14 protein-coding genes are annotated in these 16,447 nt (G+C 61.2%); 8 read left to right on the forward strand and 6 right to left on the reverse strand.

The window, feature by feature from the left end:
* Positions 1–161: 161 nt before the first annotated feature.
* The 6 genes from HMPREF2605_RS08875 to HMPREF2605_RS08900 all read right to left on the reverse strand — a co-directional run bounded on the left by HMPREF2605_RS08875 (position 162) and on the right by HMPREF2605_RS08900 (position 5,956).
* The gene (locus tag HMPREF2605_RS08875; RefSeq protein ID WP_070692427.1) at positions 162–1,082 is read right to left on the reverse strand and encodes a metal ABC transporter permease; all 921 of its coding nucleotides are present in this window, start codon (positions 1,080–1,082) and stop codon (positions 162–164) included.
* Positions 1,079–1,978 carry a metal ABC transporter ATP-binding protein gene (locus HMPREF2605_RS08880; RefSeq protein WP_070848077.1) on the reverse strand — a complete coding sequence of 300 codons (900 nt, stop codon included), beginning with the start codon at positions 1,976–1,978 and terminating at the stop codon, positions 1,079–1,081. Before HMPREF2605_RS08880 ends, HMPREF2605_RS08875 begins: the two co-directional genes overlap by 4 nt.
* The gene (locus HMPREF2605_RS08885) at positions 1,979–2,986 is read right to left on the reverse strand and encodes a metal ABC transporter solute-binding protein, Zn/Mn family (RefSeq protein WP_070848079.1); all 1,008 of its coding nucleotides are present in this window, start codon (positions 2,984–2,986) and stop codon (positions 1,979–1,981) included.
* Positions 2,987–3,345: 359 nt separating this feature from the next.
* On the reverse strand, positions 3,346–4,428 hold the full coding sequence (locus HMPREF2605_RS08890) for a hemolysin family protein (RefSeq protein ID WP_070848080.1): 1,083 nt from the start codon (positions 4,426–4,428) through the stop codon (positions 3,346–3,348).
* Positions 4,425–5,765 (reverse strand): hemolysin family protein, encoded by a 1,341-nt coding sequence (locus tag HMPREF2605_RS08895; protein ID WP_070848081.1) that lies wholly within the window; start codon positions 5,763–5,765, stop codon positions 4,425–4,427. The genes HMPREF2605_RS08890 and HMPREF2605_RS08895 overlap by 4 nt, the downstream gene beginning before the upstream one ends.
* Positions 5,756–5,956: a hypothetical protein gene (locus tag HMPREF2605_RS08900; protein WP_141744700.1), complete on the reverse strand. Its 201-nt coding sequence runs from the start codon at positions 5,954–5,956 to the stop codon at positions 5,756–5,758. Before HMPREF2605_RS08900 ends, HMPREF2605_RS08895 begins: the two co-directional genes overlap by 10 nt.
* Before the next feature lie 411 nt (positions 5,957–6,367).
* Between HMPREF2605_RS08900 and HMPREF2605_RS08905 the strand changes: the two genes are divergently transcribed.
* The 8 genes from HMPREF2605_RS08905 (at position 6,368) to HMPREF2605_RS08935 (ending at position 16,382) form a co-directional block, all read left to right on the forward strand.
* Entirely contained in the window at positions 6,368–10,045 is a 3,678-nt protein-coding gene (locus HMPREF2605_RS08905; RefSeq protein ID WP_070848083.1) for a multifunctional oxoglutarate decarboxylase/oxoglutarate dehydrogenase thiamine pyrophosphate-binding subunit/dihydrolipoyllysine-residue succinyltransferase subunit, read from the forward strand.
* Between the two features lie 220 nt (positions 10,046–10,265).
* Positions 10,266–10,865, forward strand: a complete 600-nt coding sequence (locus HMPREF2605_RS08910) for a GDSL-type esterase/lipase family protein (RefSeq protein ID WP_005505446.1) — start codon at positions 10,266–10,268, stop codon at positions 10,863–10,865.
* 230 nt (positions 10,866–11,095) lie between these two features.
* A complete protein-coding gene (locus HMPREF2605_RS09730; protein WP_095343185.1) occupies positions 11,096–11,170 on the forward strand; it encodes a 50S ribosomal protein bL37 in 75 nt (24 codons plus the stop codon).
* A 157-nt stretch (positions 11,171–11,327) separates the two neighbouring features.
* On the forward strand, positions 11,328–12,068 hold the full coding sequence (locus HMPREF2605_RS08915) for a sigma-70 family RNA polymerase sigma factor (protein WP_070848085.1): 741 nt from the start codon (positions 11,328–11,330) through the stop codon (positions 12,066–12,068).
* An 87-nt stretch (positions 12,069–12,155) separates the two neighbouring features.
* On the forward strand, positions 12,156–12,470 hold the full coding sequence (gene rsrA / locus HMPREF2605_RS08920; RefSeq protein ID WP_049349515.1) for a mycothiol system anti-sigma-R factor: 315 nt from the start codon (positions 12,156–12,158) through the stop codon (positions 12,468–12,470).
* Between the two features lie 249 nt (positions 12,471–12,719).
* Positions 12,720–14,231, forward strand: a complete 1,512-nt coding sequence (aroA, locus tag HMPREF2605_RS08925; RefSeq protein ID WP_070848086.1) for a 3-phosphoshikimate 1-carboxyvinyltransferase — start codon at positions 12,720–12,722, stop codon at positions 14,229–14,231.
* On the forward strand, positions 14,232–15,359 hold the full coding sequence (gene rsgA, locus HMPREF2605_RS08930; protein WP_070688499.1) for a ribosome small subunit-dependent GTPase A: 1,128 nt from the start codon (positions 14,232–14,234) through the stop codon (positions 15,357–15,359). It begins immediately after the preceding gene.
* A gap of 81 nt (positions 15,360–15,440) precedes the next feature.
* Positions 15,441–16,382 (forward strand): inositol monophosphatase family protein, encoded by a 942-nt coding sequence (locus HMPREF2605_RS08935; RefSeq protein WP_070848088.1) that lies wholly within the window; start codon positions 15,441–15,443, stop codon positions 16,380–16,382.
* Positions 16,383–16,447: the final 65 nt, after the last annotated feature.

Raw genomic sequence — 16,447 nt, forward strand, 5'->3', positions numbered from 1 at the left:
GCGCCACTACAGCACGACACACAGGGCATCTGGACAGGGCAACACAACGCCACACAGGTTGAGCCCGCATTGCGCACCGGGTACATGACCCGTAGCGCTAACACAGCACGACAACGAAAGAGCCCCACCTCATTCCCGAGGTGGGGCTCTTTCTATAGGTCTTATGCCTTCTCAGCCAGTTGGCGGCCCGACGCGCTATGGCGGCGCTTCACGCCACCAATCACACGGCACACCACGTAAATCAGGAAGGAAATGCTGGTCACGTAGGGGCTAATCGGCAGCGAACCGGCAAGAGCCAGCAGAATACCGCCCACAATGGACGCCTCCGCGAACAGCACCGACAGGATCAGGGTGCGCACAGGAGAAGCCGTCACCTGCATCGCCGCAGCCGCCGGAGTAATCAGCAGCGCCAGCACCAGCAGCGAACCGACCACCTGCACAGACAGCGCCACAGCAATACCCAGAATCACCATGAACACCAGGGACAAAAAGCGCATCGGCACGCCCTTAGCGCGCGCGACCTCCGGGTCCAGGGAGGCGAAGCTCAGCGGGCGCCACACCATCACCAGCAGGGAAATAATAACCACCGCACCAATAATCATGGTGTGCAGCTGGTCGGCGTCCACAGACACAATCTGACCGGTCAGCAGACCAAACTTATTCGCGCTACGGCCCTGGTACAGGGAGAGGAAGAGAATACCCAAGCCCAAGCCAAACGGCATGAGCGCACCAATCACCGAGTTTGATTCACTCGCTTTGGAACCCAGAAACGCAATCAGCAGAGCCGAGGCAATCGAACCAATCATGGAGCCGGTCACCACGTCATAGCCGAGCAGCAGGGCAAGGGCGGCACCCGCAAAAGACATTTCAGAAATGCCGTGCACCGCAAAGGCGTGGTCGCGCATCATCACGAAAATACCGACGAAACCACCGATAAGCCCCAGAACAGCGCCAGCAAAAATAGAGTTCTGCAGCATCTGCAGCAGCTCACCATAGCGGTCAAAGACGAAGATACGGGAGAGCAAATCATTCTGCGCGGCAGCAACCGGAGCCAGAGTGGGGAGGGAAGCAAGAATGGTCATCGAGTGGTTCCTCCCGGAAGGTGTAGGGTGCGCTGCGGTTCAGAGAGACCAGACTTCAGGTGGGAGCCGTGAATATTCTGGTCGGTGCCCTCAAGATGGCAGTGGTCGCTGGCGTGAGTCTCGCCCACCACCACGTAACGACCATTAGACTTAAGCACGCTCACCGGGGTTCCGTACAGGGAGGTGAGAGTCTCGCTGGTCATGACCTTTTCCACCGAACCGACCGTGAAACGGCCATTCGCCAGGTAGAGAACGCGATCCACATGCTCAATGATGGGGTTGATTTCGTGGGTCACGAACACCACCGCCACGCCGCGTTCACGGTTGAACCGGTGAATCAGCTCAGCCACCGCGTACTGGTGGTTGAGGTCCAGGGAGAGTAGCGCCTCGTCAGCCAGCAGAATCTTCGGGTCGTTCGCGAGCGCCTGAGCGATACGCAGGCGCTGCTGCTCACCGCCGGAGAGAAGGCCCACCGGCACGTTCGCGTACTCGGTTGCGCCGACGGCTTCGAGGAGCTCGTCCACCTTGGCGCGGTATTTGCGGCCGTGCAGGCGGATGCCCCAGCGGTGCCCGTCCACGCCAAGTCCCACCAGGTCGCGGGCGCGCATCGGGGTGGAGGTGGGGATGGACTTCTGCTGCGGTACGTAGCCGACGCCGGCGTTGCCCAGGCGTGCGGGCTTGCCGAGCACAGAGATGTCGCCGGCGTTGAGTCCGGTCAGGCCGAGAACGACTTTGAGGAAGGTGGACTTGCCGGAGCCGTTGGGTCCGAGCACGGCGAAGTATTCGCCCGCGCCGATGTCGAGGGTTAGATCTTTCCAGAGGGTGCGGGCCCCGAAAGCGAGGCTACCCCCGCGAATGGAAATCGCGGGGGCGGCACCGTTATTGTTGTCAGTCACTTAGGAGAGCGCCTTTTCGAGGTTGCTGACGTTAGTCTTCATCCACGCCAGGTAGTCGGTGTTCTCCGGCAGGGTTTCGGTGAAGGATACGTAGTTCACCGAGGAGTCCTTAGCGGCCTGCAGCACCTCGTTGGTCTGGGAGGTGGAGGTCTGCTCGTTGTATGCGAGCAGCTGGACCTTCTTCTCGGTGACCATGTCCTTGGTTTCCTTCAGGACGAGTGCGGGAACGTCGTTGCCGGCTTCGGCCGCCTCAGCAAATTCGCTGGGGGTTGCATTCTCTGCACCGGTGGAGGAAATCAGGTAGTCCGGCACGGGCTCGGTGGACAGGTACTTCTTACCCTCACCGGCGATTGCCTTAGCTGCTGCGTCCAGTGCGTCCAGTTCCTTGGAGAAGGTGGATGCGTTGGTGCGGAACGTCTCAGCGTGTGCGGAGTCGAGGCCTGCGAGCTCTTCAGCGATCTTCTGGGCGACCTTCTTCATGGTTTCGAAGTCGTACCAGAGGTGCTCGTTGAACTCGTGTGCGTGGGCGTGGTCGCCGCCGTCTTCGTGGTGTTCGCCGCCGCGGTGGTCCTCGACCAGGTGGGTGTATTCGGCGTCGGTGAGCTTGCCGCTGACCTTGACCGCGTTCACGATCTTCTGGGAGGTGTTGTCCTTGCCTGCGAGGTCTTCGAGGAACAGGTCGTAGCCTGCGCCGTTGATGACGATGAGGGATGCATCCTTTGCCTTGAGGCGGTCGGCGCTGGTGGCTTCGTAGGAGTGGGGGTCGGTGCTGGTGGAGGTGATGAGCGCGGTGACCTCGATGTAGTCGCCGCCGACCTGCTTGGCGATGTCTGCGTAGACGTCGGTGGATGCGACGACCTTCACCTTGCCGTTGTTGGAGCCAGCCGAGGAGGACGAACCGGAGGAGGTGCTGTTCTCGGTTGCGCAGCCTGCCAGTAGCAGGGAGGACGCGGCGAGTGAGCCCATTGCGGTGAGGAAGTGCTTGCGGGTGATCTTCGGGTGCGACATGAGGGCTCTCTTTCGGTTCGTTCTAGTCTGTAGGTTCCTTAACTACATCATGCGCACACCCGTATAAACAACTCTTTATTGTTGTCATTTGGGTGCTGTTAGGCAACCCTTTTCCTTGTTAGTAGCTTATGCAACAGGGATAGTTAGCTCAGCCTACTGCGCTCCCCCACCGCTACTTTATACTGCCGCTTCATCCCGCCGCCTGAGACCACCCCTTGGGAGCACCCATAAGCCGTTTTTGACCGCAAAACAGCCCGCCCCGCGCCCTCCTTGACGAGGGCGCCGGGCGGACTGTGCGTTCAAAGATTCTCCCGTTTTATTCGGGATATCTCACGATGCGGTTACTGTGCTTCATGCGGCTACTGGGCTTCGCGCGCCTGCTGGCGGCGTAGACGCTCACGCACCGCATCCTGGGTGGTGTCGTTGATTTCGCCGACCAGCTCCTCCAGCACGTCTTCGAGGAAGACCACGCCGAGGGTTACGCCGTGCTCGTCCATAACCTGCGCGATATGGGTGCGGCTGCGCTGCATGGAGGCGAGCGCATCGTCAATATCGGTGGTCGGGGTGAGCGTGTCCAGGGAACGCAACTTGTACCACGGGAAAGGCTCCTCGAACCGCTCGGGGGCGATGGCGAGGGCGTCCTTCACGTGTAGGTAACCCATGTAGGTTCCATCGTTGTCGGTGACGACAAAGCGGGAGTAGCCGCTGCGTGCCACGGCGCGTTCCAGTTCGGAGGGGGTGCTGCCGAAGGGCAGGGTGACGAGCTTATCGCCGGGCACCATGATTTCGTAGACGTCCTTCTCGGTGAATTCGAGGGCGCTTTCAATCACGCCGGCGTCGTCTTCCACGGTGCCTTCTGCGGTTGAGGTTGCCACGATGGTCTGCAACTCGCCCAGGGTGAAGGTGGAGGCGACTTCGTCCTTCGCGTCGACCTTCATAAGAGCCAGCAGCTTATTGGACAGGTTGTTCAGCAGGGCGACCACGGGGGCGAAAATCTTGGAGAAGGTCACCAGGGTCGGCACAATCCAGAGAGCCACACCGCGGGCGGCGAGGGTCACGGCGGCGTTCTTGGGAACCATCTCGCCGAAGATCACGTGCAGGTAGGTAACCAGGATCAGGGTGATACCGAAGGCGATTACGTCCACAATGGCGTGGGGCAGGCCGACCAGGTGCAGGGGCACCTCCAGCATGTGGTGCAGCGCCGGTTCTGAGACGTTCAGAATCAGCAGCGAGCAGATGGTGATGCCCAGCTGGCAGGTGGCGAGCATGAGCGAGACGTTTTCTAGCGCGTAGATGACGGTCTGCGCTCGCTTATTGCCTTCTTCGGCGAGCGGTTCGATTTGTGCTCGTCGGGTGGACATGATGGCGAATTCACCGGCGACGAAGAAGGCGTTTCCGGCGAGCAGGATGACGAGCAGTGCGATGGCTACCCAGTCGTTCATGCGTTGCCTCCCTTCTCGGTCTGTTCCTGTGCACTAGTGGCGGGCGTGGGGGTGAATCGGATGCGGTCCACGCGGCGGCCTTCGAGGGTATCGACGCGCAGGGTACCGCCGGTTACGGGGACGCTGTCGCCTACTTCGGGGATGCGGCCGAGCCGTTCCATCATGAAGCCGCCGACGGTTTCGTATTCGGGGCTTTCCTCAACCTCGAGCCCGGGGATGAGGGTGTTGATTTCGTCGGGGCGGCGCAGGCCGGAGAACACCCAGTCGCCGTTGCCGTAGCGTAGGGGGCGTTCGGTGCGGCCGCGGTCGTGTTCGTCGGAGACTTCGCCGACGATTTCTTCGACGAGGTCTTCGAGGGTTGCGATGCCGGCGGTTCCGCCGTATTCGTCGAGGACCACGGCGAGCTGCAGGGCGCCCTGGCGTAGCTGGGTGAGCAGCGCGTCCAGGTGCAGGGTTTCGGGGACCTGCAGCACGTCTTCTGCGAGGGCGCCGGCTTCGAGAGTTTCGCGAACCTCCGGGGGCACGCCGACTGCCTTCTTCACGTGCACGACGCCCACGATGTTGTCGTGGTCGCCCTTGTAGAGGGGGAATCGGGAGTGGCCGGTGGAGCGTGCCAGCTTGATAACTTCGGCAACGGGGGCGGTGTCTTCGAGCATGGCGACCTGGCCGCGCGGGGTCATGACTTCGGAGGCGGTCAGCTCGGAGAAGCGCAGGGTGCGGTCCACGAAGCGTGCCGCGTCGGAGTCGAGGGTGCCTTCTTCTGCGGAGCGGCGCACCATGGAGGAGAGCTCTTCGGGGGTGCGTGCCGCGGAGAGTTCTTCCTTGGCTTCCATGCCGAAGCGTCCGAGAATCCAGTTGGCAGAGCCGTTCATGATGCGCACGAGCGGGGACATGACGCGGGTGAATGCCAGCTGCGCGGGGGCGACTCGACGCGCCACATCGTAGGGTTCGGCGATAGCGAGGCCCTTGGGCAGCAGTTCGCCGACGACCATGGAGAGCAAGGTTGCGATGAGCATCGCCAGCACCAGGGTGAGTACGTCGGTCACGCTGGTGGGCAGACCCAGGCTGCTGATGGCGCCGGTGGTGAGCGCCTTGATGGCAGCGTCGAGGGTGTAACCGGTCAGCAGCGTGGTGATGGTGATGCCAATCTGGCAGCTGGAGAGCTGAGTAGAGAGCGTCTTGAGGCAGCGCAGGACGGCGTCGGCTGCTTTATCGCCGGAGTCCTTTGCCTGCTGCACGGTCGCGGTTTCAAGTGCTACGAGGGAGAACTCTACGGCGACGAAGAAGCCCGTTCCCAGGATGAGGAGTAGGCCGATGAGCAGAAGGATTAGATCCACTCAGCCACCGCCTCCATCGACTGGTGTGCGGCGACTCGGTTCTGGTGAAGCACCACCGCGCGGGAGATGTCCAGATGCTGGGCACTCGAAAGCGGGGTGTTTTCACGGGTGGCTGCACGGAACATCACGGTACGGAGCGCCGAGTATTCGGGCAGTATTCTGCGCTGGCTAGTAGTCAGAGTCTTACTCAAAGGGTCATCCATACCCCATATTTTAGCGAAGGTTTCGTCTCTTCCCGGTGCTGTAGAGTGCCTGCTCACACGTGCAAGACAGTACTTGTTGCGCACGCGGCTCATTGCTAATCCCTAAGAGTGAAAAATTGCATTGCGGATATAGCGCGATGAGCTGGAAAGTTCACCGTGCTTCTCTTTACACTTATACATAGGAGCATGAGTGTGCCGCCATGCAAGCGGATGAACCCCGACGTTCACGGCACGCTAGGCAGGTTTGTACGGTGCACACCCCGCACATACGGCCACCATCTTAGGCGATGCGCACATGCTCAGCGTGATGATTCGCCCCTCGAAGACGCGGGTCGTCTATGCCGGGGAGAGTCCCGGACGCGACGGATAAATTCACACTAATTGGAAGAGGCGTTTAACGTGCCAAATCTGCCAGAACATCTGGTGCCTGAGGAATTTGCCGGTAACGAATGGTTCGTTGAAGAACAGTACGAGCGTTACCAGAAGGACAAGAGCCTCGTGGACCCTTCATGGTGGCCCATTTTTGAGACCATCGATAAGGCGCTGGGAGGCGCCGGTACCGCTAGTGCAGCTCCTGCTGCGGCACCCGCCGCACCGGCTGCACCTGCCGCACCTGTAGCAACTCCCGCCCCCGCGGCACCGAAGCCTGCGGCTGCGCCTGCTAACCCCACCCCTCCCGCTGCTACCAAGAAGGCTGAACCTGTGGAACCTGTTGAAGACAAGATTGTCCCCCTCCGCGGCCCTGCTAAGGCAGTTGTCACGACCATGGAAGAGTCGCTGACTGTCCCCACCGCAACCACCGTTCGTGCGGTCCCCGCAAAGCTGCTCATTGAGAACCGTGCTGCCATCAACAAGTACCTGGCAAGCACCCGCGGCGGCAAGGTTTCCTTCACCCACATCATTGGTTACGCTGTGATTCGCGCAGTGGCAGCGATGCCCTCGATGAACGTGACCTACGGTGTGGACGAGAAGGGCAAGCCCGTTGCAATCCACAACGCACACGTAAACTTTGGTCTGGCTATTGACCTGCCCCGCCCCGACGGCTCCCGCAACCTGGTCGTTCCGAACCTTAAGGGTGCTGAGCAGCTGAGCTTCCGTGAGTTCTGGGATGCGTACAACGACATCGTTAAGCGTGGCCGTAACGGCGCGCTGACCATTGAGGACTTCCGCGGCACCACTGTTTCGCTGACCAACCCCGGTGGTATCGGTACCGTCCACTCGGTGCCCCGCCTCTCCAAGGGCCAGGCAGCGATCATCGGTGTGGGTGCTCTGGAGTACCCGGCTGAGTTCCGCGGCCTGTCCGAGAAGCTCATCACCCAGCAGGGCCTGTCCAAGATCATCACCCTGACCAGCACCTACGACCACCGCGTCATTCAGGGCGCAGGTTCCGGTGAGTTCCTGAAGCTGGTTGAGCACTACCTGCTTGGCGGCGACGACTTCTACGACGCTATCTTCCGCGATTTGAAGGTTCCCTTCGAGCCGGTCCGTTGGGCACGCGACAACCACGTCGATGACGCTCACGAGATTTCCAAGGTTGCACGTATTCAGCAGCTGATTCACGCGTACCGCGTGCACGGTCACCTGACCGCAGCAACCAACCCCGTTGGCTACAAGATGCGTTCGCACCCGGACCTGAAGCTGGAGAACTACGGCCTGACCCTGTGGGATCTGGACCGCGTCTACCCGACCGGTGGCTTCGGCGGCGCTGAGCGTCTGCCGCTGCGCACCATCCTGGAGCGCCTGCACGAGGCATACTCCGGCTCCCTGTCCGTTGAGTACATGTACTCTGAGGACCCCGAGGTTCGCGCATGGTTCCAGGAGCGCCTGGAGCGCGGCGTTGCTAAGCCCACCCGCGAGGAGCAGCTGCGTGTTCTCTCCAAGCTGGTTGAGGCTGAGGCATTCGAGAACTTCCTGCAGACCAAGTACCTGGGTCAGAAGCGCTTCTCCCTGGAGGGCGGCGAGTCCCTGATTCCGCTGCTGGACGCTGTTCTGGACAAGGCCGCTAACAACGACCTGAAGGGCGTTGCCATTGGTATGGCACACCGCGGTCGCCTGAACGTACTAACCAACATTGCTGGTAAGTCCTACGCCCAGATTTTCCGTGAGTTCTCCGGCACCGCAGCACCCTACGAGGGTGGCTCCGGTGACGTGAAGTACCACCTCGGCACCGAGGGCGTCTTCACCTCCGATTCCGGTAAGCAGACCCAGGTGTACGTGGCTGCTAACCCCTCGCACCTTGAGGCCGCAAACACCGTGCTCGAGGGTATCGTCCGCGCTAAGCAGGACGTCTACCGTGAGCAGGGCGTTGAGGGCCACCCGGTTCTGCCGATCCTGATTCACGGTGACGCAGCGTTCGCTGGCCAGGGTATCGTCATGGAGACCCTGCAGATGGCTGACCTGAAGGCGTACACCACCGGCGGCACCGTGCACGTTGTGGTGAACAACCAGATTGGCTTCACCACCCTGCCGAACGACGGCCGCACCGCAACCCACGCTACCGACATTGCGCGTATGACTAAGGCTCCGGTCTTCCACGTCAACGCTGATGACCCGGACGCAGTGGTTCGCGCCGCACGCCTGGCATTCGAGTACCGTGAGCGCTTCGGTCGCGACGTCGTCATTGACCTGATTTGCTACCGCCGCCGCGGTCACAACGAGGCTGACGATCCGTCGATGACCCAGCCGAAGATGTACCAGGATATTGACGTCCTGCCCTCGACCCGCACCCTGTACGCACAGGACCTGGTCGGTCGCGGCGATGTCTCTCAGGAAGAGGCAGACGAAGTTCTGGACTCCTACCACTCGAAGCTGGACGCTATCTTCGTCGAGACTCAGTCTTCGGCACCGGCTCCTGCTGGCGCGCACGTTTCCGGTCTGGAACTGCCCGCATCCCAGCAGAACACCGAGGTCGTTCACGGCGGTAAGACTGCAATTTCCCGTGAGACTCTGCAGCACATCGCTGATGCGTTCGGTAAGGAGCCCGAGGGCTTCACCGTCCACAAGAAGCTGAAGAAGCTCATGGAGCAGCGCGTTGAGATGGGCCGCACCGGCAACGTGAACTGGGGTATGGGTGAACTGCTCGCCTTCGGTTCGCTGCTGATGGAGGGCACCGACGTTCGTATGAGCGGTCAGGATGTTCAGCGCGGTACCTTCGTTCAGCGTCACGCTGTTCTGCACGACCACATCACTGATGAAGAGTGGTCGCCGCTGGAGCACCTCTCTGAGGACCAGGGCAAGTTCCGTATTTACAACTCCTTCCTCTCTGAGTACGGCGTTCTCGGCTTCGAGTACGGCTACTCGGTGGAGCGCCCCGACTCGCTCGTGGTGTGGGAGGCTCAGTTCGGTGACTTCGCAAATGGCGCTCAGACCATCATTGATGAGTTCGTGTCTTCCTCCGAGCAGAAGTGGGGCCAGCGCTCCTCGCTGGTTATGTTGCTTCCTCACGGCTATGAGGGTCAGGGTCCTGACCACTCCTCGGCTCGTGTTGAGCGTTACCTGCAGCTGTGCGCTGAGAACAACATGACTGTTGCCTGCCCCTCGACTCCGGCTTCGCACTTCCACCTGCTGCGTCGTCACTCTCAGCACCGTCCGTACAAGCCGCTCGTGGTGATCAGCCCCAAGCAGCTGCTGCGTCTGAAGGCTGCTGCGTCCTCCATCGAGGACTTCACCGAGGGTTCGTTCCAGCCGGTGATTGGTGACCGTTCGGGTATTAACCCGGCTCAGGTTGAGCGTGTGGTCTTCGTATCCGGCCGTCTCTACTACGATCTGGAAGCTGAGCGCGAGCGCCGCGGCGACACCAAGACCGCTATTGTCTCGGTGGAGCAGCTGTACCCGCTGCCCGAGCAGGAGATCAAGGAGCAGCTGGCTCTGTACTCGAACGCTACCGACGTTGTGTGGGCTCAGGACGAGCCTGCTAACCAGGGTCAGTGGCCGTTCATGGCTGTGAACCTGCTGCCGCTGCTGGACCGCCGCGTGCGTCTTGCTTCCCGCTCCGCAGCTGCTTCCCCGGCTGCTGGTACCGGTAAGCTGCACGCAGCTGAGGCTGAGGCTCTGCTCAAGCAGGTCTTCGAAGGCTAAGGTCTTCTACAGCTGATCGGCTCATGATTTAGCTCTTCAAAACCCGTCTTCCCGTCAGATGTTTCTGGCGGGCAGACGGGTTTTTTAGTCTCGGATACTTACCGGATAGGGTATTAAGTTCGAAAAGAGGCCGGTAAGCGCTTATCCTAGATATGAAGACTATTACTCACGTGCCTTGCCGCCTCTCACGGCGGGCGCATCCTGCTGAAGAAAGAATTCCGTGGAGCAACGCAATATTCGAATTGTGGCAGTCGGCGATGACCTGCTCGCCGGTGTTGGCGACCCCCGTACCCTCGGCTGGTTTGGCCGCGTTATGGCGCGCACCCCGCAGACCACCGCATCCATTGCGGCATATAACCTTGCCGCCCCCAATGAAGGTAGCGAGCAGCTGAATGCACGCTGGTTCGAGGAGGCGCGCCGCCGCTTCGTTCCCGGTGCTGATAACCGCCTCATTATTGCTCCGTCGACCTTTGACATTGATTTGGGTCTGACCAGCGCTCGTTCGCGTTTGAACCTGGCGAACATTGTGGACATGGCGTCGCAGAACAACATTAAGGTTCTGGTTGTTGGTCCGCCGCCGACCCTGGACGCTGAGCGTAACCGCCGTATCGCTGACCTGTCGGCGGCGTACGCGGATGTGGTAACCCGCCGTAACCACGTGTACGTGGATACGTTCAACCCGCTGCTTCACCACGAGCAGTGGCGCAACGACCTTGCCGCTAATGACGGCCGCCCGGGTCAGTCCGGTTACGGTCTGATGGCGTGGCTGGTTCTGCACCGCGGCTGGTACAACTGGCTGAACATTCCTGAGCACGGCTAAGAGCCTGCTCCCCCGGCTGGGGTTGTGAGCTGAGGCGAAGAAAGTTCGTGTTTTTTCGCTCATATCCCGGTTCCAAGATGCAATCATGCCGTTTCTATGAAAAAATAGACGGCGTTGCCCTTATAGCGTGGAGCACCGGTTTTCGGTGACCGCCTCTGCTAGGGCAGGTAATAGGGGGCACGCACCGCGAAGGTGGGGCGTGCATCCATGAACACTATAAGGAGGCTCTGATGAGCAAGCGCGGTCGTAAGCGCAAGGACCGTCGTAAGGGCGGCGCAAACCACGGTAAGCGCCCCAACGCATAAGGTATCTTGCATACACTTTAAAACCCCGGCGTTTCGGATATTATTCGGACCCGGGGTTTTGCTTTACCCGCAGATGTTTGTGCGCATTCTGCGGAATAAAGAGAAGAATTCTACGTTATGGAAGTGAACGCCTGGCGCGTTCCTGTAGAGGAGAAACATGGCTGAAACCAACACCGCGGCGGATACCCGCGAGCTACGCGAACGCTTTACCGCGGACGCTATGCAGTATGTGGATCAGCTCTACGCTGCTGCCCTGCGGATGAGCCGCAACTCTGCCGATGCTGAAGACTTGGTGCAGGAAACCTACATGAAGGCTTTTGCTTCGTACCACCAGTTCACCGAGGGTACGAACCTGAAGGCGTGGCTGTACCGCATCCTGACGAATACATACATCAATTTGTACCGTAAGCGTCAGCGTGAGCCGCAGCAGTCTCAGGGTGAGACGGTGGAGGATTGGCAGCTGGCTCAGGCCGGTGAGCATGATGCGGTGGGTCTGCGTTCTGCCGAGGCGGAGGCGCTGAGCGCCCTGCCGAATACGGAGGTTCGTGAGGCTCTGAATGAGCTGTCTGAGGATTTCCGCATGGTGGTGTACTACTCCGATGTGGAGGGTTTTGCGTACAAGGATATTGCGGAGATTCTGGATATCCCTCTGGGCACGGTGATGTCTCGTCTGCATCGTGGCCGCCGTATTCTGCGTGAGAAGCTGCTCGATTATGCGCGTGAGAACGGTCTGCGCCCGTCAACCATCGCAAAGGTAGAAGCGAAGGCTGAGGCGAAAGCTGCAGCGAAGGCGAGCGCTAAGGTACAGCCGGCAAAGGCTACTAAGGGCACTAAGGCTACCAAAGGCGTAAAGTCCCCTCCGGCGGGCTCTGGCTCCAAGGCGCCTGCAGATTCTTAGCTTCGCTCTTCTACACGTGAGCTAGCCCCATGAGGTTGGGGCTAGACTCCCCTAACGCTTTATACCTTCCGTGTGAAAGGAACCCCGATGTCAACCACAGACAAGAATTCTTCTGTCCCTGAAGCCTCCGCGGCTTCTGAGCCGCTGGAGGATTGCGGCGGCCAGCCCTGCTCGGCGGCCCTCAAGCGCCTCTATGAATTCCTCGATAGGGAGCTGAGCCCCGAGCAGCTGCGCACGGTTCAGGCGCATCTGGATGCCTGCCCCGAGTGCGCGGATGTGAAGGACTTTGAGCTAATGATTCGTGAGAAGATGCGTTCTTCATGCGCTCAGCAGGCGCCCGAGCAGCTGAAGGCGCGTCTGCTGCAGGATGTGCAGAAGTTCTGCGCCGAGGCGAATCTCTAAGTAACGCGAACTCATAATGCTCCTGTACGTATGAAGGCGGTGCACCAATGACGGTGTGCCGCCTTCGCGTTTTCTTGGGTGCAGTTTGTTTGCAGGATCCGCTGTGTGGTTCCGGGTTCTTTCGCCTATCTCACCGCTAGAGCGCTCGGAGGTTCGCAAACCCTCAACCGGTAGAATAGGGGTAGACGTCAACCGGCGCAGCGTCTCTGAGTCTGCGCCCTCCCCATGATTTGAACCAGAAGAGGATGTATGAGCGACGCAGCAGTGCAGCTTTCCCCCGGTGATTGGCCCGCTCCCCTGGCACCCGCCTCCAGCGAAGCCGCTGGCAAGAACGCGCTGGTGCATATTCCGGGTTCTAAGTCGCTCACGAACCGTTATCTGTTGCTTGCTGCTCTGGCTGATTCCCCCTCGTATTTGCGTGCGCCGCTGCATTCGCGCGATTCGGCGCTGATGATTGAGGCGTTGCGCCAGCTGGGTGCGGGTATTGAGCTGGTTCCGACCGATTCGCCGTTCGGTCCGGATGTAAAAGTCACTCCCCTGAGCTTTGTGGAAGCGCATTCCGCTCAGGCGCAGTCCGATTCCGCTCAGTCGCGCACCGTGTCGATTGAGTGCGGTCTTGCGGGTACCGTGATGCGTTTTGTGCCCGCTCTGGCGGCGCTACTGCCGGGTGAGTTCGCTTTTGACGGTGACCCGCACGCTCGTCAGCGTCCGATGGGTCCGGTTCTGGAGGGTCTGCGCCAGCTGGGTGTGCAGGTGGATTGTGAGCAGGGCGAGAACGCTCTGCCCTTCGTGCTGCGCTCCCCCGGTCTGGCGAGCGTAGAGGGTGTCTCTGAGGCGCCTGTGGTTCGTATTGATGCTTCGACATCGTCCCAGTTCGTTTCGGCGCTGTTGCTGATGGCGCCTCGCCTGCCGCAGGGCATGGTGCTGGTGCACGAGGGCTCTTCGGTGCCGTCCATCCCGCACATTCAGATGACCGTGGAGGCGCTGCGCCAGATGGGTATCCGGGTGCAGGAGCACTACCCGAACCAAGGCGACAAAGCAGAGGGCGGCGAGTACCGCTGGACGGTTCACCCCGGTTCCTTCCCCGGCTTTGAGATGACCATTGAGCCGGACCTGTCGAATGCCGGCCCGTTCCTTGCCGCCGCCGTGGTCACCGGCGAGTCGGTGACTATTCCTCACTGGCCCGCCCCCGCGGCTGATTCTTCGGCGGGTACGACCCAGGTGGGCGATATGTGGCGTGAGCTTCTGCCCGCGCTGGGCGCCCGGGTGAGCTACGCTGAGGGCCGTCTGACCGTGACCGGCCCCCGTGAGCTTCCCGAGGGTGATTTCTCCTTTGACCTGTCTGCCGGTGGCGAGCTGGCGCCGACCATGGCGGCTGCCTGCGCTTTCGTGAATGGCCGCGTTGAGCTGACCGGCATTGCGCATCTGCGCGGTCATGAGACGGACCGCCTCGCAGCGCTCGCCGCTGAGATTAACCGCCTGGGAGGTACCGCCCACGACACCGCCGATTCGCTGGTGATTGAGGCGCCCCTCCCCGCTACCGCTGAGGCTGCGCCGGTTCTGGCGCGCACCTACGACGATCACCGCATGGCAACCTTCGCGGCGATTATTGGTCTGCGCCGCCCCAATGTGGTGGTGCAGAACGTAGCCACCGTAGCTAAGACCATGCCCGAATTTACCGCAATGTGGGAGGACATGCTGGCGCAATGGCAGACCGGCGCCTCCACCGCTGATGCTACCGCTGACCAGGAGGTCTTCTAAATGGGTTCTTCCCGCATGAACGTGCGCGATTTCTCCGAATGGGATGAGTCGGATGTGCGCGTGCGCCCAAACAAGAAGGGCTCCCGCCCCCGCACGAAGGACCGCCCGACCTTCAAAGAAGCGATTCGTGGCAGGGTCATTACGGTGGACCGCGGCCGCTGGTCGGTCGTCGTTGATGAGGGTACCGAGAAGGAGCGTACCCTCATTGCGGCGCGCGCTAAGGAACTGCGCCGCACCGCGATTGTGACCGGCGACTTTGTGGACCTGGTGGGTGACACCTCCGGTGCGAAGGATACCCTGGCGCGCATTGTGCGGCTGGGCGAGCGCACCTCGATTCTGCGCCGTAGCGCCGATGACACCGACCCGTCGGAGCGCGTGGTCGTGGCGAATGCTCAGCAGCTGGTGATTGTGGTTGCTGCGGCGAACCCGGAGCCGCGCACCGGCTTCATTGACCGTGCCGTGGTAGCGGCGTTTGACGCCGGGATTGAGCCGATCCTGTGCATTACGAAGACCGATGTGCGGTACCCGCAGAACCTGCTGGATTACTATGCGGCGAGCGGTTTGAAGATTGTGCTGTCCTCGTCTTCGGATGGTTTGGCACCGAGTCAGGAGGGCGCTGCCGGTTTGGAGTCGGCACCGGTTCAGGAGCTTCTGCAGGAGCTGTTGGGTCAGGTGTCGGTGCTTCTGGGCCATTCGGGTGTGGGTAAGTCGACCCTGGTGAATGCGCTGACCGGCTCCGAGCGTGCGACCGGTCATGTGAACGCGGTGACGGGTCGTGGCCGCCACACCTCTTCGTCGGCGTTGGCGTTGCGTCCGGTGAATGCGAATGGGGAGCCGATGGAGCCGGGCACCTGGATTATTGACACTCCGGGTATTCGTTCTTTCGGTCTGGCGCATGTGCCGCCGGAGACCGTCGTGGAGGCGTTCGTGGACCTAGCACCCGGTGCGGCGGATTGCCCGAAGGCGTGTACTCACGCGGCACAGGCTCCCGAGTGCGGTCTGGAGGCGTACGTTGCTGCCGGTCACGCCGGTGAGAGCGGTCCGGCCCGCCTGGAGTCCTTGCGTAAGCTGCTGCTGTTGACTCCTGAAGAGGGCGATTCGGAGAAGGAACTGGGCGCTCTCGTCTAGGTTCTCTCCCCTGCATTACACACAGCACTACACACACATTTTTGCTGACTACATCACCGAATACTGAAGAAGAGCATTACCATGAGCCGTCCCCAGCAGTACACCGACGATTTGCGTCTTGCGCATATTCTTGCCGATAGCGTCGATCGTGTGAGCGCCATGCGTTTTCGTGACCGCCCGGTCTTCTCCCCCGCATCCGAGGCACTAGAGCCCGCCGAGGCGGCACCCGCTGCGGCACCGTTGGCGCCGTGGCAGCAGGCTACTCAGCAGCCCGCGGAACCGCAGGTGCAGGAGCAGGAACCTGCCGATTACGCTTCGGGTGTGGCTCAGGAGGTTGAGGAGCTTCTGCGCGCTCAGCTGTCGCGTGTGCGTACTCGTGACGGTATTGCCGGTGAGCATGCCGGTTATAACGGTCAGGCATCGCGCCAGTGGGTGATTGCGCCGATTGCTGAGCTGGATAATTTTCGCCGCGGCGTGCCGGTGTGGGCGACTCTGATTGCTCTGCTGGATCAGGGTGAGCCGGTGGTGGGTGTGGTGTCTGCACCCGCGCTGGGTCGCCGCTGGTGGGCTGCTCGCGGTTCGGGCGCGTACACGGGTAAGTCCTTGGCGCAGGCTACTCGTCTTGAGGTGTCTTCGCTGACTCAGCTGGATCAGCTGTCTGCCGCGTACACCGACCTCGCCTCCTGGAAGGCAGCCTCTGAAGGCGCTGTGGACCGCTCTGGCGAGCTTGTACAGCTTCTGGGCTCAGTGGGTCGTTCCCGCGCGTACGGTTCGTTCTGGGCGGCGTGTATGCTCGCTGAGGGCGCGGTAGATACCGTGGTGGATGCGTCCCTATCGTTCTACGAGGTGGCGGCGCTTCTGCCGCTGATTCGTGAGGCTGGCGGCGTCGCCTCCACCCTAGAGGGTGACCTGCCCGAGCACGCGGGCGTTTCTGCCGCCGGTGTGCACCCGGTGTCCCTGGTGGCAAGTAATACTGCGGCGGTCCAGCAGCAGGTGCTGGAGGCGCTCGCACCCCAACCCTAGCCTGCTCCCTCGGTGACGGTGACAATATAGCGAGGCGGCGGCTTTCCGGTCAGTGGAAAGCCGCC

It is taken from the genome of Rothia sp. HMSC065C03 (assembly GCF_001837295.1).
Lineage (GTDB): Bacteria > Actinomycetota > Actinomycetes > Actinomycetales > Micrococcaceae > Rothia.

Coding starts and splice junctions, on each gene's coding strand:
- HMPREF2605_RS08875 (WP_070692427.1), bottom strand. CDS start 1,082: ATGACCATTCTTGCTTCCCTCCCCACTCTGGCTCCGGTTGCTGCCGCG.
- HMPREF2605_RS08885 (WP_070848079.1), bottom strand. CDS start 2,986: ATGTCGCACCCGAAGATCACCCGCAAGCACTTCCTCACCGCAATGGGC.
- HMPREF2605_RS08890 (WP_070848080.1), bottom strand. CDS start 4,428: ATGAACGACTGGGTAGCCATCGCACTGCTCGTCATCCTGCTCGCCGGA.
- HMPREF2605_RS08915 (WP_070848085.1), top strand. CDS start 11,328: ATGGCTGAAACCAACACCGCGGCGGATACCCGCGAGCTACGCGAACGC.
- rsrA (WP_049349515.1), top strand. CDS start 12,156: ATGTCAACCACAGACAAGAATTCTTCTGTCCCTGAAGCCTCCGCGGCT.
- aroA (WP_070848086.1), top strand. CDS start 12,720: ATGAGCGACGCAGCAGTGCAGCTTTCCCCCGGTGATTGGCCCGCTCCC.
- rsgA (WP_070688499.1), top strand. CDS start 14,232: ATGGGTTCTTCCCGCATGAACGTGCGCGATTTCTCCGAATGGGATGAG.
- HMPREF2605_RS08935 (WP_070848088.1), top strand. CDS start 15,441: ATGAGCCGTCCCCAGCAGTACACCGACGATTTGCGTCTTGCGCATATT.